We start from the raw sequence: 24673 nt of genomic DNA on the forward strand, positions 1-24673 counted from the left end.
CTACTCTTCCCCCCCCACCCCCCCCCCCCCCCCCCCCTCCCCCCCCCCCCCCCCCCCCCCCCCCCCCCCCCCCCCCCCCCCCCCCCCCCCCCCCCCCCCCCCCCCCCCCCCCCCCCCCCCCCCGCGACGACCGGTGAAGCGGGGGTCGCGGGCGGGGAGCAGGCGGCGGAGATTCTCGAGGCGCTGGCCATGATGGCCGAGGACCCCATGCTGCTGGAGGAGGCCGAGCGGCGGGCGCGCGACGGCGCCGGCGCCGCGCACGCCCTCGACGCCGCCTTCGCCCAGCACCGCGACGCCCTGGCCGGGCTGGGCGGCTACCTGGCCGAGCGGGCAGCCGATCTGGACGATCTCAAGCACCGGGCGGTGGCGTTCGCGCTCGGCCTGCCGATGCCCGGCCTGCCCGCCCCCGGCCACCCGTACGTGCTGGTGGCCGAGGACCTCTCCCCCGCCGACACCGCGGGGCTGGGGCCGGACGTGCTGGCGCTCGTCACGGAGCGGGGCGGGCCCACCAGCCACACCGCGATCCTGGCGCGGGGCCGCGGCCTGCCCGCGGTGGTGGCCTGCGCGGGCGCCATGGGCCTGCCCGACGGCACGGTCGTCGGCGTGGACGGCGGCACCGGCGAGGTCACGACCGGCCTCACCGAGGAGCGGGCGGCCGAGATCGTGGCGGGCGACCGCGCGGAGCGGGCCAGGCTGGCCGCGAGCAGCGGCCCCGGCAGGACCGCCGACGGCCATCCGGTGAAGCTGCTGCTCAACATCGGCTCGGCCAAGGATCTGCGGCCGGGCGCGGAGGGCGTCGGGCTGTTCAGGACGGAGTTCCTGTTCCTCGGCCGTACGGTGGCGCCGTCGTTCGAGGAGCAGGTGGCCGCGTACGCGGAGGTGTTCGAGCAGGCGGAGTCCGTGATCGTGCGCACGCTCGACGCGGGCACCGACAAGCCTCTGCCCTTCCTGGGCCTGCCCGAGGAGCCGAACCCCGCCCTGGGCGTGCGGGGCCTGCGGGTGGACCGGATCCTGCCCGGCGTGCTGGACACCCAGCTCGACGCAATCGCCGAGGCGGCCAGGGCGACGGGCACGCGGGCATGGGTGATGGCGCCCATGGTCACCACCGTCGAGGAGGCGAGCGGGTTCGCCCGCCGCGCCCGCGAGCGGGGCGTCGCGAAGGTGGGTGCGATGGTGGAGGTGCCGGCGGCGGCGCTTCGGGCCGGGGCGCTGCTGCGGGAGGTCGACTTCCTCAGCATCGGCACGAACGACCTGGCCCAGTACACCTTCGCCGCCGACCGCCAGCACCCGGCGCTGGCCGATCTGCTGGACCCGCGTCAGCCCGCCCTGCTCCAGCTCATCGGCATGTGCGCGCGGGCGGGCAGGGAGGCGGGCAAGCCGGTCGGGGTGTGCGGCGAGGCGGCCGGCGATCCGCAGCTCGCGCCGCTGCTGGCCGGGCTGGGCGTGACGAGCCTGTCCATGGCCCCGGTGTGCGTGCCCGCCGTGCGGGAGGCGCTGGCCGGCCTCACCCTGGAGGAGTGCCGGCGCCGCGCCGAGGCCGCCGTCGGCTGAACCGGTCAGTCCGACCCCCGGTCAATGGTCATAGGAGACCAGCGGCCGGGCTCGTGACGGGATCACCGCGAAGCCGTCCCGTCAGGGCGTCCCGTCAGGGCGTCCCACCGCACGACGCGGGGCCTCACTGCGAGGACGGGGCGTGCTTGCGGTCCGGGTCGGGGCCGGAGGACGCCTTGGAGGGCTTGCCCAGGAGGAGGATTGCGGCGAGGTTCGCCGCGGCGACCAGGGCACCGCCGATCAGGGCCAGCGCCGTCACCCCGGTGACGGCGGCCAGCGGTGCCGCCGTCGCCAGCCCGAACGGTCGCGACGCGAACGAGATGAGGTGGTCGAACGACCGCACCCGCCCGAGCGCGTGCTCGGGGACCTCGTCGGCCACCACCGTCTCCCACAGCGGGCTGAGCAGCCCCAGCCCGAACATCGCCACAAAGTACGCGCTCGTCATGACCCAGAGGGACGAGCCGGCGGCCAGGGCCGCCATGGGAAGCAGGTAGCACGCGGCCCCGGCCTGCACCACCGCCAGCGGCCGGCGGATGGGCAGCCGGGGAGCGGCGAACACGCCCAGGACCATGCCGGCCGTACCGCTCTGCACGATCAGCGCCCAGCTCGCCTCGCCGCCCAACTCTTGGACGGCCACCACGGGGCCGAGCGTCAGGAACACTCCGGCCACGAGATGCCACACTCCGTGTCCCAGCACGCAGGCCAGGAACCACGGCCGCGCCCTGATCTCCCGCCACCCCTCGGCCACATCCCGGCCGAAGGAGGAGGTGGCGTCCTGCCCGCCGCGATCCGGAGCTCGGGTGCGGATCCCTCCGAGGGTCAGCGCCGAGCAGGCGAACAACACCGCCGTGAGCGCGACCGCCCAACCGGGACCGGCGGCCACCGTGATGGTGCCGGCCAGCGCGGGAGCGACGACCGCGGAAAGGCTTGTCGCCACGCCGATTCGGGTGTTCATCCGCAACCTGTCCTGCGACGGCACCACCGCGACCACCATCCTGGGCACCGCCGGGCTGCCGAACGAGATGGCCGCGCCCGAAAGCGCCGACAGCAGCGCGAGGTCCAGGAGGCGATGCACGCCGAGCAGCAGTTCGACGGCGATGACGGCCTGCGACAGGCATCGGACGAGGTCGGCGAGGAGTGCGACCAGCTCGGGCCGGATCCGGTCGGCCAGCACTCCCCCCACGGGCAGCAGGAGCAGGAGGGGGACCATCTCGCTCGCCAGCACGATGCCGAGCGCCCCGCCGTCGTCGGTGATCCGCAGGACCGCCAGGGTCAGCGTGGTGGGGATGAGAGCGGTGGCCAGTGCGGACAGGCATCGACCGATCAGGAGCCGCTGGGTCATGAGCCCCGAAGCTATTTCGCCAGCGAAACATTCGTCAAGCAATAATTCGCTTCCGTATGATTTCTCCATGGAAGATTCGGTCGATCGTCATCTGGCCCGCTGGCGTGGCAAAGCACCCTTCGACGAGCGGACCGAGGGCATCGTGACGCGGATGCAGGCCCTGGTGAAGCATCTGTCCCACACCAAGGAGGCGGCGCTGCGGGAGGTGGGCATGCAGGACTACGAGTTCGACACCCTGCACCGGCTGGTGGCACGCGACGGGTCGGCGACCCCGTCCGAGCTGGCCGGCGACCTCCTGCTGTCCCCGGCCGGGATGACGGGCCGGCTCGACACGCTGGAGCGGTCGGGTCTCGTGCGCAGAGTGCGCAGCGCTGAGGACCGCCGCCGCGTGGACGTCGAGCTGACCGCCAAGGGCAAGCACCTGTGGACGGACGCGATGTCCATCTGCGCGGAGGTGGAGAACGGCCTGGTGCACACCCTCACACCCGCGGACCAGGTGCGGCTCGACGGCCTGCTCAAGCAGCTCCTGGTGTGGATGGAAAGCGACCGCTGAACCGTCGCGCGCGCCGGCGCGGCCTCACATGTTCCTGAGGATGACCTCGGGGGTGCGCGGATGGGCAGCGGCCTCGATGGCGGAGCGTTCGGCCGCGTCGATCAGGTTGAGCTCGTACAACAACTCGGCGGACCTGGACCAGCAGTCCCGCGCCCGAGCGCCCTGATCGAGGTCGTCCAGGGCCAGGCCGAGCCCCCACCAATGGATGGCCTCCGTGCAGCTCCCGAGATCACCGGCCACCCGGTCGGCGTCGAGAGCCTGCCGGAAGTAGTCGGCCGCCTCCTTGCTCCGGCCACAGCGCCGGTGGGCCTCGGCGAGATGGCCCAGGGCGATGGCGGTGCCGACCGAGTCGCCGATCTCCCCGGTGATGGCCAGGGAACCCTCGTACGCGTCGATGGCCTCCTCCAGGCGGCCGGCCCGCCGGTAGGTGAGCCCGAGGTTGGCCAGCGTGATCGCCTCGCCGAACCGGTTGCCCTGGCCGCTCTCGAGCCCGACCGACTGCCGGAACCTGACGATCGCGTCGTCGTAACGCCCGAGCCTGCTGTGGACGACGGCCAGCCGGTCGAGCTGCGCCGCTTCCCCGCGGCGGTTGCCGCTCTCGTGGTACAGCTCGCGGGAGGTCTCCAGATGCCGGATCGCGTCGCTGTGCCGGCCCAGGTCGGCCAGCACGTACCCCATGTCGCTGTGCGCGACGGCGCGGTGGTGCGCGCCGCCCAGCCGGTCGGCCGACGCCATCGCCAGCTCGGCGATCTCGTGCAGCTCGCGCCATCGGCCGCGCTCGTAGAGCGGGAAGAACAACGCCGCGGACAGGGCCGTGACCAGATCGTCGGCGGCCAGCGCCGCCGCGGTGCCGACCACCGCGGGCAGGTTCGCGGCCTCGGCGTCCACCCAGGCGTAGACGTCCTGCCTGTCGGCGAAGCGGGGAGGCGGAGCGGACGTGGCAGGGCCGAGGGTGGTGCGCCAGACGGCGACGGGGATCACGATGGCGCTGGCGTTCCTGGCCAGGGCCAGATAGGCGTCCAGAGCCCGCCGTACGGCTGCCGCCCTGTCCCCGGCCGGGTCCTCGGCGGCGGTCAGCTCCCTGGCGAGCAGGCGGGTCAGATCGTGCAGGCAGTAGCGACCCGGCGCGACCGCCTCCACCAGGTGCGCGTCGGCGAGCCGGTCGAGGAGGCTCTCCACGTCGGTGTGCGGGAGCCCGGTCAGGGCCGCGACGGTGTCGGTGCCCAGCTGCGGCAGGTCGAGCAGGCTCAGGTACCGGAACAGGCGGGCCTGCGCCGGGTCGAGATCGCGGTAGCTGACCTGCAGGCTCGCTCGGACGGCGCGGTCGTCCGTCTCCAGCTCCGCCAGGCGGCGACGCTCCTCGGTCAGCCGGCGCGCGAGCCTGCGCAGCGTCCAGGTGCCCTGGGTGGCGACGCGCGCCGCCGCGATGGAGATCGCCAGCGGCAGGTGGCCGCAGTGCCGGGCCACGTCGGCGAGCGATTCCTCGTCGGCGGGAACGCCGTGACGTGCGATCAGCCGGGTGAGCAGGGCGCGGGAGTCGTCGTCGGACAGGACGCCCAGCTCGCACAACGACTGGCCTTCCAGCGAGGCCAGTGCCTTGCGGCTGGTCACCAGGACGGCGCAGGTACGGCTGGCCGGCAGCAACGGGCGCACCTGCGCGGCGTCCCGCACGTTGTCGAGCACGATCAGCAGGCGACGCCCCATGGTCAGCGAACGGAACCGGGCGGCGGCCTCGTCGGGGTCCGCGGGCACGGCGGCGGCGTCCAGGCCGAGCGAGCGCAGCAGCCGGCTCAGCGCTTCGATGGGCTGGAGCGGCCTGCCGCCGGGGGACGCCCCGTGCAGGTTGAGGTAGAGCTGGCCGTCGGGGAAGTCGTCGCGTACGGCCCAGGCGACGTGGATGGCCAGCGCCGACTTGCCCACGCCACCGCCTCCGGAGATCACCAGCGGGATAGGGCGCTCGCCGGCCACCTCGGCCGTCAGCTGCTCGACCAGCCCGGTGCGCCCGGTGAACATCGGCGGGTCGGCGGGCAGCTCGCACGGGCCGGGCGGCCGGCCGGGCAGTTCGAGATGCCGCTCATGGCCGAGTATCGCCCGGTGCAAGGCCTCCAGCTCGGGACCGGGAGCCAGGCCGAGCTCCTCCGCCAGGAGCCGCCTGCCCTCCTGGTACACGTTCAGGGCGTCGTTCTGGCGTCCGGAGCGGTAGAGGGCCAGCATGAGCTGGGCGCGGAAGCCTTCGCTGAACGGGTGGTCGGCCACGAGCCCGACCAGGTCGGGGAGGAGTCGCGCGTGCGCACCCAGCGCGAGCTCGGCGTCGATGCGGCACGACTGCGCCACCAGGCGGCGTTCCTCTAGGCGGTGAGACTCCTCCCGCAGCGACGGGTGGTCGGCCAGCTCGCCGAAGGCGCGGCCCCGCCACAGGCTCAGTGCCTCTCCGTACCAGCGGGCCGCATTGACCCGGTCGCCGCCGGAGCGGGCCCGGTCGCCCTGCTCGACCAGCTCCTCGAAGCGGGCCGCGTCCAGGCCGGCCTGCCCCAGGTGCAACCGGTAGCCGCCCGCGTCGTGCTCGATGGACGTGCCCGCACCGAGCGTGGTGCGTAAACGGTAGACGTAGACGCGCAGGTTCTCGCGCGCGGACTTCGGCGGCTCGTGTTCCCAGAGGGCGTCGAGCAGGCGGCCGGAGGAGACGGGGGCTCCGCGGCGAGCCAGCAGCATGGCGAGGATGAGGCGCTTGCGGACGGACCTGATGGCGATCGGGCGGCCATCGACGGTGAACCCGACGTCGCCGAGGATCGTGAACTCCAACAGCCCACCTACCTGTCAGGATGACCACGTGACGTGGCGATCGTATATGCGGGATATACGCCCCCCTTTTACTTTATGACTTCACTGGAGTAAGGCTCGCGGGAGGCGCTCATGCTGGACCTCGGCTCGATCCGCTGCTCAGCCGAGCCCATGCCGCTGATCGAGACGTTGAACAGCCTTCACTCGCTCAGCCGCGTCCGTCATGAGGGGGAACTGCGCGGGTGGCAACGGCACGCGGCCGCGCGCCTGCCTGCCATGGCCAGGCCGTTGCTGGACATGGTGACGCTCTGCCAGAACGCGCTGACCTTCATCGCTCCGCCCGAGCCGGAGCTGGATCGGGCGTTGCGCCTGGTGGCCGGCATGCCTGACAGCACCGTGTGGGGGGAGCTGCGCGCGGCGTTCGCCGGGCGGGAGATCCCGCGGTGGCTCACCGCGTTCGTCGGGAGCACCGGCCAGCGGACCGGGCTCACGGCCGCGCTGCGCTCGTACTTCCGCGCATGCCTGCTGCCGTACTGGGACGACGTGCGCGCGGGGCATGAACAGGAGGTGGTCGAGTTCAGCCGGTCCGTGACCCGGCACGGCATGCGCAGCGCGGTCCAGCCGCTCGCCGAGACCATCCACGTGCCGTCCGCCTCCGGCGAGGGGCCGGTCACCTTGGCGCCGTCGCCCCTCTGGGACGGCGAGCCCGTCGGCCGGTCGTTCCTCGGCGGTGAGCTGATCGTGGTCTATCCGACCACCGCCCCGCTGCCGCCCGAGCCGTCCACGCCGCGGGAGCGCCAGGTGGCGATGGAGCAGTTGCTCGGCCACACGCGTGCCGCCATCCTGCACAACCTCACCTCGCCCTGCGGGACGACGGAGCTGGCCCGGCGCGTCGAGATGAGCATGCCGACGACGTCGGAGCACATCGCGGTGCTCAGAGCCACCGGGCTGGTCACCACGACCAGGATCGGCAAGAACGTGCGGCACGCGCTGACGCCGCTCGGGCTGGTCCTGCTGAGCGGCCGTCGCTGACGTCACCCTCCGCACCGGCGCCGGAGGCCGTCATCGCTTCGGCCCACGCCGAATTCATGGACGGGCCTCGACCCCGCGAGTTTACATGTCACTTGACCGCAATCGAGAAGGGAATGCGCATGATTTCCAGAGAGCTCATCGACGCCGCGACCACGTACGTTTCCCGCGATGAAATCGCCGCCGACGGGACCGAACTCACCGAGATGGCGCCGCTGACGACGATGAGGTAGCGAGTCAACCCGACCGTGCATGGGCCTTCGGTTACGAAAGCCCATGCACGGTCTTCGGATACAGGCGCACGGAGGAATGGACATGTCGGCGGACCGAGCAGCGGACATCCGGTCGCTCCTGGCCGGGATGGGATATGCGGACTTCGTCGCCGACCCGGCTCCGCCGCGTGGCCGGAACCTCATCTGGACGGGATACTCCACATCCGCCGGCGGTGCCCCGCGGCGCCTTTTCGCCAAAAGGCTCACCGGCGCGGTCGCGGACACGGCGGAACGATTTTCGAGAGCACTTCACTTCGCCGAGTTCGCCGGCTTCGGAGACAACTCCCTGGCGGCGCGCACACCGGCGCTGGTCGCCTCGGAGGAAGGCGCCCGGCTGCTGATATACGACTACCGATCGGGCCCGTCCGCTTTCGAACTGCCCGTCGACGACGAGCTGTGCCGCGAATGCGGGCAGCTCATCGCGCTGCTTCACTCCCGTGACCTCACGGCCGGGATCTCCGCGTCGCCACTCGCTCGTCCGGCGCTGGACGAGTTCAGAGCGTTGCCGCTGCGAAGCTATCTGGGAGCGAGCGGCGGCGAACTGGCGATGTGGCGGCTCCTGCAGCAGGACACCGCCCTGATCAGCGCGATCGCCGCGCTGCTTGCGCTGGAGGACGACGCGCCCCGGGTTCCCGCGCACTGCGATCTGCGTCTTGACCAGTTCCGCCGCGACGAGGAGGGGCTCTATCTCACCGACTGGGAGGAGTTCAGGGCGGCGGATCCCGCCCGCGACGTCGGCAGCCTCGCGGGCGACATCGTCTACCAGGCTCTGTGCGGGGCGCTGTCGGGCAAGGCCGGCGCCGGCGACCTCGGGCAGCGTCTGGACTCCGCGTTCGGCAGGGCGCGGGGACATGTCTCCGCGATGTGGGAGAGCTATCTGGCGTCGGTGGACGTCGACCCCACGGGCCTGGCGGAGCGGGCGGGCCGATTCGCGGGCTGGCACCTGATCGACAGGACTCTGGCGCTCACGCAGATCAGCGGCCGCCTGCCGGCCAAGGGGAAGGTCATGCTCGGGGTCGGCCAGATGTTGTTACTCAGCGGAAGCGAGGCCGGCGCGCGCGTGGGCCTCGATCGATCAGCGTGAGCAGGATCCGTATCGCCCGACGCCTGCGCCCGCTCCTTCACGGGATCACCGTGTACCCCGACGGCACCCGGGCGGAGGCGGGCCCGCGCCACCGCCTGTCCGCAGCCCACCCGGCCGAGCTCGAACGGCTGCTGGCCAAGCTCGTCTACGACCGTTTCCATGTCGGGAACGACGACCACGACATGACGCCGTCCCCCGCCCTGGAGGAGCCGTTGCGGGCGTCCGTGCCGCATCGGCGCACCCCCGCACCGGTGGAGGTCCTGAGCGAGGAGGCGGGTTCCGCCGACGTCGTCGCCCGGATCGACGGCGTGCGCGTCCTGATCCCTGCCTCGTCGATCCGGCCGGGCACGGGGGTGGCGGAGCTTCCGTGCGCGCGTGCCGCGCTTTCCCCGGGATTCCTCGTCGTCGACGGCTCGCGCGGGTCCTGTCCGGACACCGCCGTCCTCCGTGTCTACGTGCATCTCGCCGATCCGGCGGCGGCGCCGGCCGTCTGGGCTCGTACGCTCCGGATCCTGGAGGAGGCGGAGGTCCGTTACCGGGCGAAGGTTCTCTCCCGGGCGGGCATGTACCCACGAACTGATGCGCTGGTCGCCTATCTCCCCGAGGAGGCGGCCCCGGTGGCCGCCCTCGTCGCGGACCGGCTCGACGGTGTCCCAGGGCTCGGCAGGGGAACGTCCGTGTTCGCGCGGCCCATCGCGGACTCCGTCGCGGTGGCCCGCGAGCCGGTGGGCCGGCCGGGCGGCGCGCTGAGCTTCGGCCTCCACCGCGCGACCGCGGTCGCGGCCGGCCTCATCCGGCACGCCTCGGGCCCGCGAGCGATCACCAAGGAGGAGGCCGTGGCCGACGCGCTCGCGCGATGGCGGATCGACCCGGCCGCGCCCGAACGCAACCTCCGCTGCTCGCACGGGTGGACACCCTCGCGGCGCCGATCGTGCCGGCGGTGTGGATGAGCGCGAGTCGCCGTACGCGGATGGGGGGGAACGCCCACGGTTCGGCGCATTCCGAAATCATCGACAGGCGTGCTTTCTTCCCGCAGCCTGTGATTGTCAATGCGCCAACCGTCGAAAGGAGACGCAGTGTCCGTGGACCTGTCAGTCGCAACGCCGGTCGATTCGGCGACGTCACCGGGAGAGATCTTCCAGATCAGCGACGTCGCCCTGCCGCAGCAGTACACGGCAGTGGACGAGAACGGCATGGAAATGATTCCGTGCATCGGATGCGGCACCAGCATCGGCCCCTGTCTCTACTGCCGCGGATAACAGCGTAGGGCGACCTGACGATGGGCCGCCTTTTTCGCTGCAAGGCCGGTAAGGCGCGTATCTCGCAGCGCCTTACCGGCCCGTCACCCGGAAAACCAGGAAAGGGTTTCGCCTTGCGTCTGTGCATGATCGGCAAGTATCCCCCCATTCAGGGCGGGGTCAGCCGGGAGATGTTATGGGACAGCTACGCGCTGGCGAGCATGGGACACGAGGTCCACGTCGTCACCAATGCCAGTGAGGTGGAAGCGGCCTTCAGAGTTCAGGACGATCTGTACGCCGGCCAGCCGGGCGCCGATCCGCGCGAGGAGTCGGCGGTCCGGGTGCACCAGACGGCGAGCGACCCGCGGACCCTGCGTTACGTGCCGTTCGCCAATCCCTTCGTCAGCAAGCTCGCCGGCACGGCGGCCCGTGTCGTCGAGGATCACGGCCCGTTCGACTTCGTCTACGGCTATTACCTGGAACCGTACGGGGTCGCCGCGCATCTGGTCTCCACGTGGACCGGCGTCCCTTACGGGCTGAGGCACGCGGGCAGCGACATAGGGCGGCTCTACCGCCACGACGGGCTGCGCGAGACGTACGGGCACGTGGCGCGGAGCGCGGATTTCTGGATCGCGCCGACACTGACGAGCCGCGGCCTGCACCATCTGGGCGTCGAGCCCGAGAGGCTGCACCGGCACGTCCGCCACAGCGTGCCCACGCCGTTCTTCCACCAGGACGCCGAGCCGATGAACGTGGCGGCGGTTCAGGACCGGATCAACGAGGACGGCGAGCTGAGCGGGGTCTACCGGCGGCGCGAGAGGTCGTTCCGGCAGGGCGAGCCGACCCTGGGCATGTACGGCAAGGCCGGGGACACCAAGGGGATGTCCGACCTGCTCCGTGCCTTCGCCGCCACGCCGGGGAGGGACGCCGGGCACAACGTGGTGATCGCCACGAGCGGCCCCGCGACGGAGGTGCGGCGCCTGTACGCGCTGGCCGAGCAGCTGGGCATCCGGCGCAACCTCACGTTCCTGCCGTTCATGCCGCCGTGGAAGGTGCCGTCCTTCATCGCGGCCTGCGACGCGGTGGCCTTCCTGGAGCGCGACTTCCCGATCGGCGTGCACCGGCCGCTCGTGCCCCGGGAGATCCTCGCCTGCGGCGGATGCCTGATCCTCTCTCGCGACGTGGCCCGCTACCAGCTGTACGCCGACCAGTTGCGCGACACGGAGAACTGCCTGCTGGCCGACCCGCGAGACGTCGGCGAGCTCGGCGACGCCATCGGCCGGGCGCTCGGCGATCCGGTGACGGCCAGGGCCATCGGCCGGCGCGGCCATGACGAGATCTCGCGAGAGCTGGAGGACTGGGAGGGCTATGTCACGTATGTGGCGGACAACTTCGCGCGTATCGCATCGGAGGCCGAGTCGAGGAGGACCGAGATGACCATGGCGGAGACCCAGGCCGCGCTGGCGCGCCTGTACGTCGACGAAGCGTTCAGGGGCTGGTTCGCGCACGCGCCCGAGGAGGCGCTGCGCAAGTACGAGCTGACGGAGCCGGAGAAGGACACGCTCAAGGCGATCGACAAGAAAATGGTCGATCTGTTCGCCCAGACCCTGCGCGACAAGCGTCGCGGGCGCCTCGTCGCCACGTTTCCCCTCACGTCGAGGGTGTGCGGCAGGGAGGTCGTCGGCCGCTATTTCGAACGCTACTACGATCTGCACCCCGCCCAGCCCAACATGCTGGTGGCCGAGCACGCCATGGCCTTCGGCCGGTTCCTCGTGGACTGCATCGCCGTCACGGCCTCCCTCCCGTCCTACGCGACCGATCTGTGCCGCTACGAGCAGGCCATGAGCGAGATGCGGTTGACGCCCCTGCCCACCGACGATCTGCTGCTGCTCGACGCCGTTCCCCCCGAGGGGGCGAACGTGGCGCCGGAGGCCCGGCCGGTGCTGGCGCCCGGCATCCGCGTGCTGCGCTTCGACTACGACATACCGTCGATCGCCGACGCCGTCGAACGAGGAGAGGCCCCCGAGTCCGCACGGCGGACGCCGGTCGTGCTCGTCATGCGGGTGCTCCCGCAAGGCCTGCCCGAGGCGTTCCGGGTGAACGAGGCCACGGCCGCCCTGCTCGACCTGTGCACGGGAGACAGGACGCCGGCTCAGATCACCGCCCTCCTGGCCACCCGCTTCGGCAGGCGGGCCGGCATCGAGGAAGCCCTTTCGGGGGCGCTCACGAGCCTGCTGGCCAGGAACGTCGTACGGGTCGGCGCCGAGCACGCCCCGACCGGCGCGGACGAGAGCCGAGGTGCCTGACATGCTGGACATCCCCATGCTGGGTGCGGGGCTGGGTTTCCGCGAGGAACTGTCCGAGGAGATCTACGCGGCCCGCGACCAGATCGACTTCGTCGAGATCATCGCGGACCAGTACATGAGGCCTGCCGCCGACCTCGGCGGGCTGCGCAGGCTGGTCGACGCCTTCACCGTCATCCCGCACGCCGTCGGGCTGTCGATCGGCACCATGGGCCCCGTTGACCGGGAGTACCTGGAGGGGGCCAAGCGGGTGAGCGACGCCTGCGGGTCCCCGTACTTCAGCGACCACCTGTGCATGACCAAGGTGCCGGGCATCGACCTGGGGCACCTGGCCCCGCTGTGGTTCACCGAGGAAGTCCTCGCCAACACCGTCGAGAAGGTGAACGTGGTCCAGGACGTCCTGGGCAAGCCGCTGGTGCTGGAGAACGTGACGTACGTCGTCGACATCCCGGGCGCTCAGATGGCGCAGCCGGAGTTCTTCCGGAGACTGACCGACGCCACCGGCTGCGGGGTCCTGCTCGACGTCACCAATCTCTACACCAATTCCGTGAACCACCTGTTCGACGCGGAGAAGTTCATGGCTGAGATGCCGCTCGGCCATGTCGTCCAGGTTCATCTGGCGGGCGGCTTCTGGCGTGACGGCATCCTCATCGACGGACACTCGGACCCCGTGCCCGAGGAGGTCTGGGAGCTCTACGCCACTCTGTGCGCCCGGGCGGACATCAAGGGCGCGCTCCTCGAACAGGACCAGAACCTGACGGACATCAAGCCTCTTCTGGAGCAGGTATGGCGGGCCAGGAAGATTCTGAACGGCTGACCGCCACGGCGTCGGTGAGGCTGCGTCCCGGGGTGGGCTGCGTGCCCCACCACGGCGGCGGTCTCTATCTCGCGGCCTGGCCGCACGGCCAGCACCTGCCGGCGATGACGCCCGCGCAGCGGGAGGTGCTCGCCCGGCTGGCGGAGGGCCCCTGCGACAGGCACGGCCTGACGGGGGAGGAACGCGAGCTCGCCGAGCTGCTGGAGCGCGGCGGCTGGCTGGAGACGACGCTCCACCAGGGTGAGCGGCCGCTCTACGGCATCGTTCCCGTCAAGCCGCTGGACGCGCCGGGCGGCCCGCCTCCACGCGGTGCGGATCCCCGATGGCGGCTCTCGCGCTTCGCCCTCCTGCGGCGGGAGCGGGCGGGGATGGTGCTGGAGTCGCCGTGTGCCAGCGCCGACATCCTCATCCACGACCCCGCCCTCCTGGGCCTGCTCGGCGGGCCGGACGGCGCATGCGGAACGTGCCCCTCCCTGCCGGCGGACGTGTTCTGGCGCGACCTGTGGCGTACCGGGTTCCTGGTGGATGAGGAGGCGGGCGAGGAACGGCGGCTGCGCCACTGGAGCGTGCACGACCTGTGGTTCCACACGCGCAGCCGGTCCGGGAGCCGGGGACGGCCAAGGCACGGTTTCGGGGCCACCTTCCGGGGGCGGGGACGCTTCCCCCAGCCGCCCGCGCGCCGCGCGGCATCCTCCGGTCCGCTGATCGATCTCTTCGTCCCGGACCTCCGGGGTCTCCGCGACGCGGATCCCCGCCTGACGGCCCTCGTGGAGGACCGCGAGTCGATGCGGGTCCACGACGACGGCGATCCGCTGTCCCTGCGCCGGCTCGGGGAGTTCCTCTACCGTTGCGCCCGCGTGCGCGACGTCACCACCAGCGACGGCATGCAGCTCGTCGACGTGCCGTACCCCTCGGCTGGGGCCCTGGGAGAACTCGACCTCTACCTGGTCGTACGCCGGGTCACCGGACTCGATCCCGGCCTGTACCTCTACGACGGGCACGCGCACAGGCTGGAGCGGCGCCCGGCCGATGCCGCGGCACGGCGGCAACTCGTCCGCGATGCCGCGGCGTCCGCGGGAGGAGCGCCGCCGCCGCAGGTCGTCATCGTCGTCGCTGCCCGGTTCGCCCGCCTGATGTGGAAGTACGAGGGCATGGCGTACGCGGCCGTGCTCAAGGACGTCGGGGTGTTGTTCGAGCTGATGTACCTGGTCGCGGCGGCCATGGGGATGGCGGGGTGCGCGCTGGGCGCGGGCAACGCCGAGTTGTTCAGCCAGGCCGCCGGGCTGGACCGCTTCGAGGAGTCCAGCGTCGGGGAGTTCCTTCTCGGCAGTGCGCTGTCACCGCCCGTCGCGGAAGGGGGCGCCGATGGCGTTCCGGCTGCGTGACGGCGTCCATCTCACCCCCACGAGCACAGGGGTGCTGATCCACACCCCTCACGGCAGGACCGACGTGGACGACCCGTCGATGTACCGCCGGCTCGCCTCGCTCCTGCCGCTCCTCGACGGCAGCCATGCCCTCGGCGACCTGATCGGCGCCTTCCCCGCGCGCGAGGAGGCGGAGGTACGCCGGGCGGTCTCGTTGCTGCGCCGGGCGGGAGCGGTCGTGGACCGCGCCGCCGACGACGACCACACCCTGCGGCCGTGGGAGACGGCGGAATACCGCAACGAGATACGATTCCTCGACTACCACCGGTCCTTCGCGGCGCGGGCGTTCGAGGATTACCGGAACACCGCGTGCCTGGTGGTCGGAGCGGGAGAGCTGGCCCTGGCGTGCGTCCGCGGCCTGATCGCCACGGGGATACGGCTCGTGCGCGTGGCCGTGCCTCCAGCCGCCGACCGGCAGGTCTTCGCGTCCGTCACCCCGCGCGACGCCGGCCAGCGGATCGAGTGCCACGTCCTGGAGAGCGCGTCTCACGCGCGGCCGGCGGAGCTGCTCGACGGCGCGGGAATCGTCCTGGCGGTCACGGGCCCGGGCATGCCGTGGCAGGGGCACGTCGAGGTGGCGCCGGGCACGGTGTTCGCGGAGGCGGTGCACGCGGACGGCCACGAGGTCTGGCTCGGCCCCGTAACGACCTCCTCTTCCGGACCGGCACCGGCGCGTCTGCCGGATCTGCTGGCCCGATGTGCCGACGCCGCCCCTCGGGCGGAGGACGGAGGGCGACCGGAGGGGGAGGGCCGGATCACGTCGGAAGCGCTGCGCTCCGCGACCACGGTGGCCGGCCACAGGTTCGCGCAGTCCGTCTTCCGGCAGGTCACGGGCGTGGGGGGCGCCACGGAGCCATGCCATGCCCGGCTGGACCTCACGACGCTGGAGAGTACGGACCATCACGTTCTGGCGCATCCCTTCGAACAGCCCGCGGACCGGCGGCAGTCGCGTGACGGCTTCATGGACCGTGTCGCCGCGCTGGAAGCCGGGCGGCCACTCGGCGGGCAGGAGCTGCGCAGCCGCGCCCGGCCCTGTCTCGACCCCCGTACCGGGATCTTCACGGACGTCACCCGGGCGGGATCAGCGGGTCCACCGGTCCACGTCCACGAACTGGCCGTCGTGGATCCCGCCGGGCGAGGCAGGGCGGGCACGGTCGCCGGATACGGGGCGAGCCGCGAGAGCGCGTACCGCGACGCTCTGCTGCGCGGCTTCGCGCTCTACGGAACGGCTACCTGCGACCCGCGGCGGTTCGCCGCCGGCGGGACGGTCCGGATGAGCGCCCGCGCGGCGGCCGAGGCGTTCCGGCGAGGGCAGGTGGACGGCGAGGTCTGGGGGCTCGACCTGAGCGTGCGGGACGCCGTTCGCGTCGACGCGCGGCGGGCTTTCCCGCCTCTGCCGTGCCCGGAGTGCCCGCCCGACGGGGTCGCGGCCGGCCTCGACTGGGAGCAGGCGCTGACGCGGGCGCTCCTGGGGCGGGCCCGCCGGCTGGCGCTCTCGCGGATCGCCGATGGGAGCGCGGCCTTTCCCGAGATCGACCTCGCCGACGCGCCTCTCACCGGCTGGGGACTCGCCTGCCGGGACATCATGGCGACAGCGGCGGCGACGCCACGCTGCTACGACCTCAGCCCGGTGACCGTCGCCCCCACGCTCTGCCTGTGCCTCGGTTCGCGCACGGTGGCCTGTGCCAGTGGTGTGTCGGTCGTCGCGGCCCTCCACGAGGCACTGCTGCTCGCACTGGCCCGCCTCCAGGCGGCGGCAGGCGACGCGTGGTGCCCACCGCCTGTTCCGCCGCTTCCTGACGTCCCGCCCGGCACAGGTTCGCGAGCCGATCCGGAGCGAGCGCCTCTCACCGCGGCGGATCTGGCCGAGGCTTTCGTGGCGCGGGGCCACAAACCCGTCGCGGTGCCACTCGACCATGATCAAGAAGTAGGCCGGATTCTCCCCTATGTCGTTAACGTGGTGATGTGCCGTGCCTGATATCGCGCTCGTCGGCAGCGGGCTGATCCACGACGCCGCTGCCGTCCGTCTGAGCGAGTCATGGAACGTCATCCGGCCCTCGATCAGCGATCCGAGGTGCGCTGCCGCTTCCGGAGCAGTCATGTTCATCGCCGTGAGCGACGCCTGGGGGACCCGGCACCAGGAGCCCGCCCGGGAGGCGTGTCGCGCCGCCGGCCTCCCGTGGCTGCCGGTACGGACGGAGCTCGGACGTGCCGTCGTCGGGCCGGTCGAGCGGCAGGGCGCCGCCGGCTGCCAGGCCTGCTGTGACTTCAGACGCGGCAGGGGAAGCAGGGCCGCCGTCGGCGACCGCGCGATGCGCGAACGGCACGCGCCGGTTCTCTCCCGGACGCCGTCGCCCTGGCTGACCGGGCTGGGGTGCGAGGCCGTCGCCGCGGTGGTCACCGGGGAAGCGCACCTGATCGCGGCCGGAGCGCCGGAGCGCCCGCGGACGGACCGCGCGCTGGTGTCGGTGGCGCTGGACACCCTGGCCGTGACCGTGAGCCGGTTCCTGCCGGACCCCAAGTGCCCCTCTTGCGGCGGCCTGCCCGACGACACGCCGGGCCTTGCCAAGATCTGCTTGTCCACCCTGCCCAAACCGTCCCCGACGACGTACCGGCTGGCGCGTCCCGACCCCGACGAGCTGTTCGCCGCCTACGTCGACAGCGAGACGGGGCTGGTCGGGGAGGTGATCGAGGACGTGAGCAGCGGTCTGGCGACCGCATCGGCGCTGGCGGGAGTGCGGCACGTCGCGTACATGGCCGGCCACGGGCGCGCCGGCCGGGCACGGGACAGCCGGGCCCTGGCCGTCCTGGAGGCGCTCGAACGGTACGCAGGCTTCGAGCCGAACGGCAAGAAGCCGGCCGTCCGCGGCAGCTACGCCGAGCTGCGAGCCGACGCCCTCGACCCGCGATCGCTCGGCACGCACGCGCCCGTCCAGTACGCCGCCAGGGGATTTCCGTACCAGCCGTTCCACGAGGACATCGTGTGCGACTGGGTGTGGGGCCACTCCTTCTCCAGGGACCAGCCGATTCTCGTGCCCGCCTCGGTCGCCTACTACGGCCGGGGCCGCGACCGGCCCTTCTTCTACCCCTGCTCCAACGGCTGCGCGATCGGCAGCCGGCTGGAGGAGGCCGTGCTGCATGCGATCCTCGAGACGGCCGAACGCGACGCGTTCCTGATGACCTGGCACGCCGCGCTCTCCACCCCGGCGCTGGACCTGCGCACGGCCAGGGACCCTGGGGTCGCGCTGCTCGGGGCGGCGATGGAGGCACGAACCGGCTACCGCCTGCGCGTGCACGACATCACGCTGGAACACGGGGTCCCCTGCGTGTGGGCCATGGCGGTCGGGCAGCCCGGCGGCCCGCGGTCGGTCTCGGTCGCGGCCGCACACCCCGACCCGTGCCAGGCTGTCGCCAGGGCGCTCGGCGAGCTCGCGGTGCTCATCCCCGCCGTCGAAGCCGACCACGCGGCGAACGGCTGGCGCGCGTCGCTCATGGCCGAGCGGCCGGAGTTCGTGCGGAGGCCCTCTGACCATGGCCTGCTCCACGCCGCCCCCGAGGCCTTCCCCCGGCTCGGCTTCCTGACCGGCGCGCCGGAGGGACGCCCGTTCCACGAGGGCTTCGGCGCGGAGTTCCCCCAGATCCGGCACGACGACCTGCGCGACGACCTGGCCGCGCTGGCCGGCCGCTATCTCGAGACCGGGATGGACGTGATCGTGGTGGACCAGACGGCCCCCGAGCATCGGGTCCAAGGGCTCGCCTGCGTGAAGGTGATCATTCCTGGGACGCTGCCCATGACGTTCGGCCACGACCACCGGCGGCTGGAGAACCTTCCACGGCTGACCGAGGTCCCGTACGCGCTGGGCCACCGTCCGCAGCCGATCTCGCCGGACGAGCTCAACCTCTTCCCGCACCCTTTCCCGTGAGGCCCGACGTGAACCCCGTCTTCCTTCTGGCCCCCGCCCGCTCGTGCTCCACCGTGGCGGTCGCCATGCTCTCCCAGCATCCGCGGATCTACGGATTCCCCGAGCTGCTGTTGTTCACGGCGCCGACCCTCGGGGAGATCCTCCACGGTGCCGGCAGGCGGTCCAGGCTGCCGCCGCAGTGGATCCAGAACCAGCTCAGCGGTCTCGTACGGGCGGTCGCCCAGCTGCATCACGGCCGTCAGGACGACGCCGCGACCGGAGAGGCCCGGACCTGGCTGGAGCGGCACGCGCACTGGCCCTCGACCCGGCTCCTGGATCACCTGCTCGACCTGGTGCACCCCGACGTGGGGCTGGAGAAGTCGCCGGACACGGTCGCCGACCCGCGAGCGCTCCAGAGGTGTCTGGCGGCCTATCCGGACGCCGGGTACCTGCATCTGACACGGCACCCGCTGGCCACGATGAGGTCCATGCGGGAGCACTGGGGCGGGGTGCGCGCCGACCTGGACCCGGAGGCGCTGTCCGCACGATGCGCCGCGGCCTGGTACCGCTCGCACACCGCCATCGTCGCCGCGCTCGCGAAGGTGCCGGAGGAACGCCGGCTCCGGGTGCGGGCCGAGGACCTGCTCGGCCGGCCCGCCACGGAACTCCCCCGGATACTCGGCTGGCTCGGGCTCGAGCGGACCGACGCGGTGCTCGACCGCATGCGCGCCACCCAGGACTGGCCCTTCGCCGGGCGGGGCGCGTCGCAGAACCTGTTCGGCGGCGACTGGAAGTTCCTCCGCGACCCTCGGCTGCGTGCCCTGCCGGACCCCGGCCCCGTCGACTTCGACGAGTCATGGGGGATCGGCGAGGGCTCCCGGCGGCAACTGGTACGGCTCGCCGCGTCCCTCGGCTACGAAAGGACATGATCATGAAGGTCGTCATCGTCGGGGCGGGCATCGCCGGGCTGGCCGCCGCCGTCCGGCTGCATCGCGCCGGGTGGGAGGTGATCGTGCTCGAACACGCGCCCCGGCTCCGCGACGGCGGTTACGTGGTGAACTTCTCCGGCCTCGGGTACGAGGCCGCGGACCGGATGGGCATCCTGCCGGCGCTGCAGGAGCACCGCGTGGTCTACGACTGGATCACCCACATGAACGCCTCCGGCAGGTGCGCCAGGATCTCCGCGCGGGCCCAGGACGCGCTCGGCGGGAACCAGAGCTACAACCTGATGAGGGGCGACATCGAGCGTACCCTGTTCGACGCCCTGGACGGCGGCGTGGACATCAGGTACGGGTGCACGGTCAGCCACATCGACCAGCTCGGCGGCGGCGTCCGGGCCTGGTTGAGCGACGGGACCGTCGAGCGGGCCGATCTGCTGATCGGCGCGGACGGCCTGCACTCGGCCGTCCGCCGGCTGGTGTGCGGCCCGGAGGAGCGGTACCGCCATGACCTGAACCACCTGGTCGCGGTCTTCGCGTTCGACACGGCGCCCGCCGGTCTCGCCCCGCGTACGTCCACGTCGCTGAACGTGGACGGCCGCCAGGTCGCCGTCGCCAACGTGCCGGGCAGAGGCGCCCTTGCCCTCTTCTCCCATCGCACGACCCGTCAAGGGGCTGAGCTGTCCGCCGGGGCACGGGCCACCCTGTCAAGGGTCTACGGCGATCTCGGCTGGGTCGTGCCGGAGCTGCTCGCGCGCATGCCGGACGACGGCTCGGGCTATTTCGACGGGGTGAGCCAGATCAGGATGGACCGCTGGAGCCGGGGCCGGGTGGTGCTGCTGGGAGACGCGGCCTGGTGCGTGACGCTGTTCGCCGGAGCCGGGACCTCGCTCGCCGTCGGTGGCGCCGACCTGCTGGCGACCTGCCTGGAGCGGGCGGACAGCGTCGAGGACGCGCTGCGTGCCTGGGAGGCGCAGTTGCGGCCCCAGGTGGTGTCGAAGCAGAAGGGCCGGAGATCGATACATCGGCTGCTCGCGCTGCTGGCGGACCCGCGCGGCGAGATCGAGGTGTTCGACGGCGGGCCCGTCGGCCTGGGCGTGCCGGCCACAGCGGAGGCCGCAGCGGAGACAGCATGCTGATCTGCGGGCTGAAACTGACGCACGACGCGGGCGTGGCGGTGGTCAAGGACGGTGAGCTGGTCTTCAGCATCGAGGTGGAGAAGCTGGCGAACCGGCGTCGCTACAGCCCGATGCACGATCTGGACCAGGTGGTCGGGATTCTCGCCGCCGAAGGATTCGAACCCGGCGACATCGACCGTTTCGTCATCGACGGATGGATGGGAGACGGCGACGGCGGACCGGCCGGACTCGCCACGTGCTCCGAGGGCAGGCCTCTGACGCTGCGAGCCGCGCCGTACCACGAGCCGGTCGGGGCCCGCGAGGCGGTGTCGCGGCTGGAGTTCGGCGGGCTGCCCCTGGGCGGGCGTTCCTACCGTTACTCCAGTTACGCCCACGCCGTCGACCACCTGTACTCCGCCTACTGCACGAGCCCGTTCGCCGAGCGCGGCGAGGACGCGCTGGTGCTGATCTGGGATGCCGGGATGGCGCCTCGGCTGTATCACGTCCGCGCGGCCGGGCAGGTGGAGGCGCTGGGAGCGCTGTTCCCCCTGGCGGGCAGCGCCTTCGCGTCCTTCTCGCTGCGCTTCGAGCCGTTCCGCCGCCGGGTGCCCCCGAGCGGGCGGGCCGAGCGGGTCACCACGCACCTGGAGGTCGCCGGGAAGGCGATGGCCTTCGCGGGGCTCGGAACGGTCGAACCGGGCGCGTTCGGCGCCTTCGACGACATCGTCCGCGCGGCGGGGCCGCTGCCCCGGCCGGCCGCCCTCGCCGTGGCCGAGCAGGCGGAGGCACGGCGGGCGGAGCTGTTCCGTGGCCTGTCGGAAGCGGACCTCATCGCGACCTACCAGGCGTACCTGGGCGAACTCCTGCTGGCCGGGCTGCGGCGCAAGCTCGACGCGCACGGCGGCCCCGGGCAGAATCTGTGCGTCGCCGGCGGCTGCGCGCTCAACATCAAATGGAACAGCTCGCTGCGGCGCAGCGGCCTGTTCCGCGCGGTGTGGGTGCCCCCGTTCCCCAACGACTCGGGATCGGCGCTCGGCGCCGCCTGTGCCGAGCTGGCCCATCTCGGCACGGCCGCGCTGTCATGGGAGGTGTACTCCGGCCCTCGCCTGGACAGGACGCCGACGCCGCCCGGGTGGCGATCCAGGCCCTGCGACGAGACGGAGCTGGCACGCGTCCTCCACGAGGAGGACGAGCCGGTCACGGTCGTGGACGGCCGGGCGGAGCTGGGTCCCAGAGCGCTCGGCAACCGCAGCATCCTCTCCGCGCCCGTCAGCCCCGGGATGAAGGACAGGCTGAACGAGATCAAGCACCGGTCCGGCTACCGGCCCGTCGCCCCCGTCTGCCTCGAATCGAGGGCCGCCGAGATCTTCGACCCCGGGCTGCCGGACCCCTACATGCTCTTCGACCACGTGGTGCGTGCCGGATGGACGGCACGGGTCCCGGCCGTGCTCCACGTCGACGGGACCGCCCGGCTGCAGACCGTCACCGCCGCTCGCCAGCCCGTGCTCGCCCGCGTGCTCCAGGCCTACGAGCGCCTGTCCGGCATCCCCGTGCTCTGCAACACCAGCGCCAACTTCAACGGCAGCGGCTTCTTCCCCGATCTCGCCTCAGCCATGCGGTGGAACGGGACGCGCCACATCTGGTCGGAGGGAGTGCTGCACACCCGGCGGTGCGGTGCACCGTCGCGGGCAGAGCCATCGCCACCCGCCCCGCCCGCCGCCACCGGCCTGTCGCCGGAGGACTAGACCCCTTCCGGGCTGTACGCCCTGAGCTGGAGGCCGTCGCCTTCGACGTCCACGGTGACCCGGCCGTGCTCCTCGATCTCGCCGGTCAGCAGCATGGTGGACAGCCGGTTGTCCAGCTCGCGCTGCACGGTGCGGCGCAGCGGCCGGGCGCCGAACTCGGGCTGGTAGCCGCGCTCGGCCAGCCAGTCCTTGGCGGCGTCGGTGACCTCCAGCGTGACGTCCTGGCCGCGCAGCCGCTGCCGGGTCCGTTCCAGCATCAGGTCCACGATCTCGCGGAGCTGCTCGCGTTCCAGCCGCTTGAAGATGATCGTCTCGTCGATGCGGTTGAGCAGCTCGGGCCGGAGCGAGTGGCGCAGCAGGTCCATGAGCCGGTCGTGCAGTTCCTGGGTGTCCTCGGAGCCGAGGATCATCTGCGCGCCGATGTTGCTGGTCATGATGACGATCGTGTTGGTGAAGTCGACGGTGCGGCCGTGGCCGTCGGTGAGCCGGCCGTCGTCGAGCATCTGCAGCAGGATGTTCATCACGTCGGGGTGGGCCTTCTCGATCTCGTCGAGGAGGATGACGCCGTGCGGGCGGCGGCGTACGGCCTCGGTGAGCTGACCCGCCTCCTCATATCCGATATATCCGGGCGGCGCGCCGATGAGGCGCGAGACCGTGTGCCGCTCCTGGAACTCGCTCATGTCGATGCGCACCATGTGGTCCTCGCCGCCGAACAGCGCCGCGGCCAGGGACCTGGCGAGCTCCGTCTTGCCGACTCCGGTGGGGCCCAGGAACAGGAAGCTGCCGATGGGGCGGTTCGGGTCGGACAGGCCCGCCCGCGCCCTGCGCACCGCCTCGGCGATGGCGACGACGGCCTCGTCCTGGCCGATCACGCGCTGGTGCAGGTGCTCTTCGAGCCTCATGAGGCGCTCGCGTTCACGCTGGGTGAGCTGGGTGACCGGGATGCCGGTCTGCCGGGACACGACCTCGGCGATGTCCTCCACCACGACCTGCGGGACGCTGTCCTCGCCGCGCCTGGCCCGCTCCAGCTCCGGCCTGACCTTGCCGATCTCGCTGGTCAGTTCCTTGGCGCGGTCGAAGTCGTCGGAGGAGACGGCCTGCTCCTTGTCGCGGCGCAGCGAGTCGAGGCGCTCCTCCAGCTCGCGCACGCCGGCGCCGGGCGTACGCGAGCGCAGCCGCACCCGGGCCGAGCCCTGGTCCATGAGGTCGATGGCCTTGTCGGGCAGGAAGCGGTCGGAGATGTAGCGGGCCGACAGGTTCGCGGCCGCGTCGAGGGCCTCATCGGTGATCCGCACCTGGTGGTGGGCCTCGTACGTGTCGCGCAGCCCGGCCAGGATCTCGACCGTCTGCTCCACGGTCGGCTCCGAGACCAGGATCGGCTGGAAACGGCGTTCGAGCGCGGCGTCCTTCTCGATGTTCTTGCGGTACTCGTCGATCGTGGTGGCGGCGATGACGTGCAGCTCGCCGCGGGCGAGAGCCGGCTTGAGGATGTTCGCGGCGTCCATGCCGCCCTCGGCGGAGCCGGCGCCGACCAGGTTGTGCACCTCGTCGATGAAGACGATGGTCTCGTCGGCGTGCGCGCGCACCTCGTCGATGACCTTCTTGATGCGCTCCTCGAACTCGCCGCGGTATTTCGTGCCCGCCACCATCCCCGTCAGGTCGAGGCCGATGACGCGGCGGTCCTTGAGCATGTCGGGGACGGTCCCGTTGACGATGCGCTGGGCGATGCCCTCGACGATCGCGGTCTTGCCGACGCCCGGCTCGCCGATCAGGCACGGGTTGTTCTTGGTGCGGCGCGACAACACCTCGATGCACTGCTCGATCTCGTCCTCGCGGCCGACGACCGGGTCGATCCCGCCCTGCCTGGCCTCTTCGGTGAGGTCCCTGCCGTACTCGTCGAGCGTAGGGGTGTCGCCGCCTCCCCGGCGCTGCTCTCCCGCCTGCGCGCCGCCGGACATGATGGCCTGCTGCAGCTCGTTCGCGGATGCGCCCTGTTCCTGCAGGAGGCGGGCGGCGCCGGAGTCGGGGTTGGCGGCCAGGGCGAGCAGGAGGTGTTCCGGGCCGATGTACGACGACTGCAGGGCGCGCGAGATCCGCTGGGCGTCCAGGATGGCGCGCTTGGCCGCCGGTGAGAGCGTCGTGGGCGGCTCGCCGGGCGGAAGCTGGGCAGGGCCGGAACCGGTGAGCGCGTCGATGCGGTCGCGCAGCCGTCCGACGTCCACGCCCGCCGAGCGCAGTATGCCCTCCGTGGCGTCGTCGTCGACCAGGGCGTCGAGCAGGTCGAGCACGTCCAGGTCGGCGGCGCCACGCTGGCCGGCCTCCTCCAGGGCGCGTCTGAGGACCTCCCTGGCCGACGCGCTGAGCAGCCTGCCGACGTCCACCCGCTGGATGCTGGGCCGGGCCGGCGGCCAGGCCTCCATACCTCCGAAGACGCGACCCGTGAGGTCCTCGAACCCCCTGAACGGGTCCCCGCCGAAGAACGACCTGAACGGCATGTCAGACATGAATCCCCCTAAGGCTCAGGGGACATCTAGCCCTGTGTGTCGCACTTCATAGCCAGATTTCGGCAAAGCCTG

General features: G+C 72.1%; 17 protein-coding genes. 14 read left to right on the forward strand and 3 right to left on the reverse strand.

What is annotated here, in order from left to right; translation table 11 throughout:
- The coding region (gene ptsP, locus ACZ6SA_RS28275; RefSeq protein WP_465831456.1) for a phosphoenolpyruvate--protein phosphotransferase at positions 1-1551 on the forward strand (1551 nt) is incomplete at its 5' end.
- A 124-nt stretch (positions 1552-1675) separates the two neighbouring features.
- Here the strand turns inward: ptsP and ACZ6SA_RS28280 are convergent.
- Complete coding sequence (locus tag ACZ6SA_RS28280; protein ID WP_347644975.1) at positions 1676-2893, reverse strand: MFS transporter; 1218 nt, start codon at positions 2891-2893, stop codon at positions 1676-1678.
- 67 nt (positions 2894-2960) lie between these two features.
- Between ACZ6SA_RS28280 and ACZ6SA_RS28285 the strand changes: the two genes are divergently transcribed.
- Positions 2961-3446: a MarR family winged helix-turn-helix transcriptional regulator gene (locus ACZ6SA_RS28285; protein WP_465831459.1), complete on the forward strand. Its 486-nt coding sequence runs from the start codon at positions 2961-2963 to the stop codon at positions 3444-3446.
- A gap of 24 nt (positions 3447-3470) precedes the next feature.
- Here ACZ6SA_RS28285 and ACZ6SA_RS28290 read toward each other — a convergent pair whose 3' ends face one another.
- Entirely contained in the window at positions 3471-6248 is a 2778-nt protein-coding gene (locus tag ACZ6SA_RS28290; RefSeq protein WP_465831461.1) for an AfsR/SARP family transcriptional regulator, read from the reverse strand.
- 111 nt (positions 6249-6359) lie between these two features.
- Between ACZ6SA_RS28290 and ACZ6SA_RS28295 the strand changes: the two genes are divergently transcribed.
- From ACZ6SA_RS28295 to ACZ6SA_RS28350, 12 genes are all read left to right on the forward strand, one after another.
- Entirely contained in the window at positions 6360-7259 is a 900-nt protein-coding gene (locus ACZ6SA_RS28295; protein WP_443152554.1) for an ArsR/SmtB family transcription factor, read from the forward strand.
- A gap of 312 nt (positions 7260-7571) precedes the next feature.
- Entirely contained in the window at positions 7572-8612 is a 1041-nt protein-coding gene (locus ACZ6SA_RS28300; RefSeq protein WP_347644971.1) for a phosphotransferase, read from the forward strand.
- The gene (locus tag ACZ6SA_RS28305) at positions 8609-9562 is read left to right on the forward strand and encodes a T3SS effector HopA1 family protein (protein ID WP_347644970.1); all 954 of its coding nucleotides are present in this window, start codon (positions 8609-8611) and stop codon (positions 9560-9562) included. Before ACZ6SA_RS28300 ends, ACZ6SA_RS28305 begins: the two co-directional genes overlap by 4 nt.
- A 126-nt stretch (positions 9563-9688) precedes the next feature.
- A complete protein-coding gene (locus tag ACZ6SA_RS28310) occupies positions 9689-9871 on the forward strand; it encodes a hypothetical protein (RefSeq protein ID WP_347644969.1) in 183 nt (60 codons plus the stop codon).
- A gap of 125 nt (positions 9872-9996) precedes the next feature.
- A complete protein-coding gene (locus ACZ6SA_RS28315) occupies positions 9997-12156 on the forward strand; it encodes a glycosyltransferase (protein ID WP_465831464.1) in 2160 nt (719 codons plus the stop codon).
- Between the two features lies 1 nt (position 12157).
- Positions 12158-12970, forward strand: a complete 813-nt coding sequence (locus tag ACZ6SA_RS28320) for an MbnB/TglH/ChrH family RiPP precursor modification enzyme (protein WP_347644967.1) — start codon at positions 12158-12160, stop codon at positions 12968-12970.
- Positions 12940-14355, forward strand: coding sequence for a SagB family peptide dehydrogenase (locus ACZ6SA_RS28325; protein ID WP_347644966.1), 1416 nt, complete (start codon positions 12940-12942; stop codon positions 14353-14355). Before ACZ6SA_RS28320 ends, ACZ6SA_RS28325 begins: the two co-directional genes overlap by 31 nt.
- Complete coding sequence (locus ACZ6SA_RS28330) at positions 14336-16372, forward strand: hypothetical protein (protein WP_465831467.1); 2037 nt, start codon at positions 14336-14338, stop codon at positions 16370-16372. The genes ACZ6SA_RS28325 and ACZ6SA_RS28330 overlap by 20 nt, the downstream gene beginning before the upstream one ends.
- The gene (locus ACZ6SA_RS28335; protein WP_347644964.1) at positions 16365-18317 is read left to right on the forward strand and encodes a TOMM precursor leader peptide-binding protein; all 1953 of its coding nucleotides are present in this window, start codon (positions 16365-16367) and stop codon (positions 18315-18317) included. Before ACZ6SA_RS28330 ends, ACZ6SA_RS28335 begins: the two co-directional genes overlap by 8 nt.
- Complete coding sequence (locus ACZ6SA_RS28340) at positions 18314-19225, forward strand: sulfotransferase family protein (RefSeq protein WP_347644963.1); 912 nt, start codon at positions 18314-18316, stop codon at positions 19223-19225. The genes ACZ6SA_RS28335 and ACZ6SA_RS28340 overlap by 4 nt, the downstream gene beginning before the upstream one ends.
- A 2-nt stretch (positions 19226-19227) precedes the next feature.
- Positions 19228-20373, forward strand: a complete 1146-nt coding sequence (locus ACZ6SA_RS28345; protein ID WP_347644962.1) for an FAD-dependent oxidoreductase — start codon at positions 19228-19230, stop codon at positions 20371-20373.
- On the forward strand, positions 20367-22097 hold the full coding sequence (locus tag ACZ6SA_RS28350) for a carbamoyltransferase N-terminal domain-containing protein (RefSeq protein WP_465831470.1): 1731 nt from the start codon (positions 20367-20369) through the stop codon (positions 22095-22097). Before ACZ6SA_RS28345 ends, ACZ6SA_RS28350 begins: the two co-directional genes overlap by 7 nt.
- Here the strand turns inward: ACZ6SA_RS28350 and ACZ6SA_RS28355 are convergent.
- Positions 22094-24601 carry an ATP-dependent Clp protease ATP-binding subunit gene (locus tag ACZ6SA_RS28355; RefSeq protein WP_347644960.1) on the reverse strand — a complete coding sequence of 836 codons (2508 nt, stop codon included), beginning with the start codon at positions 24599-24601 and terminating at the stop codon, positions 22094-22096. The genes ACZ6SA_RS28350 and ACZ6SA_RS28355 overlap by 4 nt on opposite strands.
- Between the last annotated feature and the right edge of the window lie 72 nt (positions 24602-24673).

Source organism: Nonomuraea sp. NPDC049378, assembly GCF_055586745.1.